General features: G+C 70.5%; 4 protein-coding genes and 1 tRNA gene. 3 read left to right on the top strand and 2 right to left on the bottom strand.

The genetic code is table 11. The annotated features are described in order from the left end of the window. Window positions 1–1,638 (bottom strand): helicase-related protein (locus ACRDSQ_RS10150; RefSeq protein ID WP_431420595.1); only part of this gene is annotated, 1,638 nt, incomplete at its 3' end. Window positions 1,639–1,715: 77 nt separating this feature from the next. Here ACRDSQ_RS10150 and ACRDSQ_RS10145 point away from each other — a divergent pair. Then, window positions 1,716–2,177: a MauE/DoxX family redox-associated membrane protein gene (locus ACRDSQ_RS10145; protein WP_431420596.1), complete on the top strand. Its 462-nt coding sequence runs from the start codon at window positions 1,716–1,718 to the stop codon at window positions 2,175–2,177. Between the two features lie 13 nt (window positions 2,178–2,190). Then, window positions 2,191–2,991: a DsbA family protein gene (locus tag ACRDSQ_RS10140; protein WP_431420594.1), complete on the top strand. Its 801-nt coding sequence runs from the start codon at window positions 2,191–2,193 to the stop codon at window positions 2,989–2,991. A gap of 1 nt (window position 2,992) precedes the next feature. Here the strand turns inward: ACRDSQ_RS10140 and ACRDSQ_RS10135 are convergent, their stop codons facing one another. Further along, window positions 2,993–4,321 (bottom strand): phenylacetate--CoA ligase family protein, encoded by a 1,329-nt coding sequence (locus tag ACRDSQ_RS10135; protein WP_431420593.1) that lies wholly within the window; start codon window positions 4,319–4,321, stop codon window positions 2,993–2,995. A 119-nt stretch (window positions 4,322–4,440) separates the two neighbouring features. On the opposite strand from ACRDSQ_RS10135, the gene ACRDSQ_RS10130 reads away from it, so the two are divergent. Continuing rightward, window positions 4,441–4,513: transfer RNA gene (locus ACRDSQ_RS10130), tRNA-Ala, on the top strand. The last annotated feature ends 324 nt before the right edge of the window (window positions 4,514–4,837 follow it).

Genomic DNA, 4,837 nt, shown 5'->3' with positions numbered 1-4,837 from the left:
GCCGTGCGCGCTGCCCGGCACCCGGTCCGCCACCGCGACGGCGAGCCACTCCGGATCGCCGAGCCCACTGCCCGGCGGCAACTCCACGGCCGTGCCGCCCGCCATCAGGTAGACGGCGGAATCCTTGCCTCGCCTGCGTGCCAGGCGTTCCGGATGCGCCAAGGCGATGATCAGCGCCGGGTCCACGCGGCCGGTCGACTTGCCCTCGACCAGCCGGGCGAGCCGGGTTGCCTCCCGGCGCCAGCGCTGCGACTTGGGCGACCCCTCACGCAGCGCGCGCAGGCTGCTGTCGATGTCGGTGCTCGCCGCGAGCGTGTCGTCGTCAAGCACGGCCACCACTTCCGCGGCTTCCCGCCCACCGAACTCGGCCGCGCCGTCCAGCAGCGCCCGTGCGATCCGCGGGTGCAGGCCGAGCCGGGCGATCGCCGTGCCACGGGCGGTCACCGTCTCCCCGTCGAGGGCGCCCAGCGCGCGCAACGTCTCCTGCGCCGCCGCGAGCGGACCCGCCGGAGGCGTGTCCCACCAGCGCAGGCCGCTGCCGTCGGGCGTGCCCCAGCAGGCGAGTTCGAGGGCCAGTCGCGTCAGGTCGGCGTTGCGGATCTCCGGCTCGGGGTAGCGCGGCAGCGTCGCGTGCTCGTGCTCCGGCCAGCACCGGTACACCCGCCCCGGCGCCTCGCGGCCCGCACGCCCGGCCCGCTGGTCGGCCACCGCCGCCGACACCCGCACGGTGATCAGACCCGCCAACCCACGCCGATGATCCACACGCGACACCCGGGACTGCCCGGCGTCTACCACCACGCGCACGCCCGGGACCGTGAGGCTGGACTCCGCCACCGCGGTCGACAACACCACGCGCCGCCGCGGCCCCGGCTTGAGGGCCGCGTCCTGCTCGCCGGCGGGAAGCCTGCCGTGCAGGGCAAGGACGTCGGCATCGATGCCCGCGAGCGCGCCCGCGACCCGACGGATCTCCGCCGCGCCGGGCAGGAACACCAGGACGTCACCATCCACTTCGGACAACGCGGTGCGGGTAGCCCGCGCCACGCACGCCTCGATCCGCTCGCCGCGCAGGGGCGGCAGGTAGCGGTAGTCGACGGGAAAAGTGCGCGCGTCGACCCGGATGACCGGCGCGTCGCCGAGCAGCGCGGCGAGCTTCTCCTCGGCGACCGTCGCGCTCGTCGCCAGCAGCCGCAGGTCCGGCCGCAGCCCGTCGCGCGCGTCGAGCAGCAGCGCCAAGAGCAGGTCGGCGTCGAGATGGCGCTCGTGACACTCGTCGAGCAGCACGGTGTCCACACCGGACAGCTCGGGGTCGGATTGGAGGCGCCGCACCAGAAGCCCCGAGGTGACGACCTCGATCCGGGTGTCCTTCGACGCCTTGCGGTCGCCGCGGACCGCGTAGCCGACCGTGCGGCCCACCGGCTCGCCCAGCAGGGCCGCCATCCGCGCGGCGGCGGCGCGCGCGGCCAGCCTGCGCGGCTCGGCGACGACCACCGTCCCGCCGGACTCGGCCAAGGCGAGCGGCACCAGGGTGGTCTTGCCGGTCCCCGGCGGCGCGACCAGCACCGCCGTGCCGTGAAGATCAACCAATCGGGTGATCTCCGGCAGGGCGGAGCGCACGGGCAGGTCCGGCAGCGTGGCCATGCGTCCAGCTTCTCAGGTTGCACTCAGCGTGCGCGGGTAGCCTCCGCACTGTGACCAAGGCGTCCGTTCCGGACGGTATCGGCACTTTGCTCCGACTCGGGCTCGCCGCGGTGTGGCTGGTCTCCGGCTGGATCAAGGTCAGCGATCCCAACCAGACCTTCATCGCGGTTCAGGCCTACGACCTGCTGCCCAGCGCAATGGTGAGCGTCGTCGCCGCGGCGATGCCGTTCCTCGAGCTCGCGCTCGGCGTGCTGCTGCTCGTCGGGCTCGGCACGCGGCTGTCGGCGACGTTGTCGATGCTGGTGCTGCTGGCGTTCATCGCCGCGGTGGCGCAGTCGTGGGCGCGTGGGCTAAGTATCGATTGCGGCTGCTTCGGCGGCGGCGGACCGGTGGCCGAGGGGCAGACGAAGTATCCGCAGGAGATCGCCCGGGACCTCGGTTTCCTGGCGTTGGCGGTGTGGCTGGCGATCCGGCCGAGGACGTGGTTCTCCGTCGACGGCCGGTTCGGCGCGCGGAGCAGTGTCGTGGAGACGAGTTAGGAAGGTCGGACAGGTGGGTGGAGCGGAGCGCAGCGCACGCAAGCGCAAGCAGCAGGGGAGCGCCCCGGCGGCGGGCGCCAAGGCGGTCGCGGCGGCGAGGAGCGGCGGCGGAGACCGGAGCAAGATCATCCTCGCGGTGGTGGCCGTGCTGGTGATCGCGGGCGCGGTCATCGGCGGCGTGATCTACACGAACAACCAGAAGAACGCCACCAAGGACAAGGCGATCGCCGTGCAGACGGTCCGGCTCGACGTCCCGGTGAAGCGCGACGGCGGTGTCGTGGAGGTCGGCAAGGACGGGGCCAAGGCGACCCTCGACATCTACGAGGACTTTCTCTGCCCGGCGTGCGCGGTGTTCGAGGAGGGATTCGGCCCCAAGATCGAGGAGAAGGTCAAGGACGGCACCCTCAAGGTCCGCTTCCACATGCTCAACCTGCTGAACAACCGGTCCGACCCGGAGGGCTACTCCACCGACTCGGCCAACGCTGGCCTGCTCGCCGCCGACGAGGGCAAGTTCCTCTCCTTCCACAAGAGCCTGTTCAAAGACCAGCCCGCCGAGGGCGCGCGCGGGTGGACCAAGGACCAGCTGATCGAGCTGGGCAAGGCCGTCGGCGTCACCTCACAGGCGTTCGTCGACGGCGTCCGCTCAGGCAAGTACGACTCGCTGGTCACCGAGGAGTACCAGAAGGCGCGTTCCGACGAGGCCCTGCAGCAGGAGTTCAACGGTCAGAAGGGCTTCGGCACCCCGACCATGGCCTCCGGTGGCAAGGCCATCGACACCGAAGACCCGAACTGGCTCACCAAGCTGACCGGCTGACTCACCCGATCCCGGGCAGCGGCGCGTCGCCCTCGGTCCACCGGACCAGGCGGCGCGCCTTGCCCGTCTCGGTGCGCGGCACGCTGCCCGGCTGGAGAACGCGGACGTCACAGCCGATCCCCAGCCGCTCCCGCAGCGCCGCGCCCAGCTCGGCGGCCAGCGTCTCGTCAGACGTCGGGCCCATCGGCTCCACCGCGACCCGCAGCTCAGGACGGGCGGCCTGGCGGCGGTCGTCGATGATCAGGTAGTGCGGGCTGACCCTGGCGTCGGCCAGGAGGACGGCCTCGACCTCGGTGGGGAAGACGTTGACCCCGCGCACGACCAGCATGTCGTCGGTCCGGCCCAGCAGCTTCGACATCCGGCGCAGCGTCCTGGGAGAGCCCTTGACGGGCTCAGCGAGGGTGGCGACGTCGCCGGTCCGGTAGCGCAGCAGCGGCATCCCGGTCTTGGTGAGCGTGGTGAACACCAGCTCGCCCGGCGTGCCGTCCGGCACCGGGTTGCCGTCACCGTCGACGCACTCGACGAAGAAGTGGTCCTCGGCGACGTTCAACATCCCCTCGGAGTCCAGCGACTCGGCCGCCACCCCCGGCCCGATGATCTCCGAAAGCCCGTAGATGTCGAGCGCGCGAATCCCGAGCAGCCGCTCGATCTGATCCCGCATCTCATACGACCACGGCTCGGCGCCGTGCACCCCGACCTTGAGGCTCGTGGGTTCCACACCGGCGGCGACCATCGCCTCACCCAGGTGGATCGCGTAGGAGGGCGTGCAGGTCAGGACGTCGGGGCGCAGGTCCTGGATGAGCCGGATCTGCCGGTCGGTCATCCCACCGGACACCGGCACGACAGTCGCACCGAGCCGAATGGCACCGTGGTGCACCCCCACACCCCCGGTGAACAGCCCATACCCATAGGCGTTATGCACCACGCTCCGCCGCGTCGCCCCCGCGCCGCCCAGCGCCCGAGCCATCACCTGCGCCCAGATGTCCAGGTCAGCGGCGGTATAGGGGACCAGGGTGGGGCGGCCGCCGGTGCCGGAGGAGCCGTGGACGCAGACGATCTCCTCGGCGTCGACCGCCCGCAACCCATGCGGATAGTGCTCCCAGAGGTCCCGCTTACGCACAGTCGGCAACCGCGCGAGATCGTCCAGGTCGGCATCGTCCCCTCTGCGAACCCCGCAGTCACGCAGCCGCTGAGCCTGAATCCCACCCGCGGCCAGCAGACGATCGATCAGGTCACCAAGCCGCTGCCGCTGCAGCTCCCGACGACGGTCGGCGGTCATGCCTTCGGCGTTCGCGTCCACCATAGGGACGACGCTGTCCAGTACGGTCACGATCACCGGTCTAACACCCCGACGGCCTCCTGGGAAGACCCCCGATTTCAACCGCCCGCAACCCTTGGGGTAACCTACTCACACACGCCAGGGAGCCCCCTCCCGAACGTGACCGACCCGGGGCTGTGGCGCAGCTGGTAGCGCATCACACTGGCAGTGTGAGGGTCAGGGGTTCGAGTCCCCTCAGCTCCACAAGTGAATTGCTTTCAATTTCGCCCGCTGACCTGTGCAAACAGGACCGGAGGGCGATCTTGTTTATGCGTCCCAAGTGGACAGTGGTGCACCTAAGTGGAGCAAAAATTGGAGCACCGTCATGATCGCCGCGAAATAGGGTCAGCAATCTGCTCCAGTTGTGTTCGAGGATCGGTCATCCGACAGGATGGTGGAACGCTCTGACAGACTGGGGCAGCGCTGGTCCTTCAGGATCCAGCGAGGATCGCAACGAGCGGATGCCGACCACCTGGGAGGCTTCCTAAGCGGCAGCGCTGGTCCTTCGGAGCCAGCGAGGATCGCAAC

The organism is Actinokineospora sp., from assembly GCF_050699995.1.
Lineage (GTDB): Bacteria > Actinomycetota > Actinomycetes > Mycobacteriales > Pseudonocardiaceae > Actinokineospora.
This window is presented reverse-complemented; position numbering and strand designations above follow the sequence as displayed.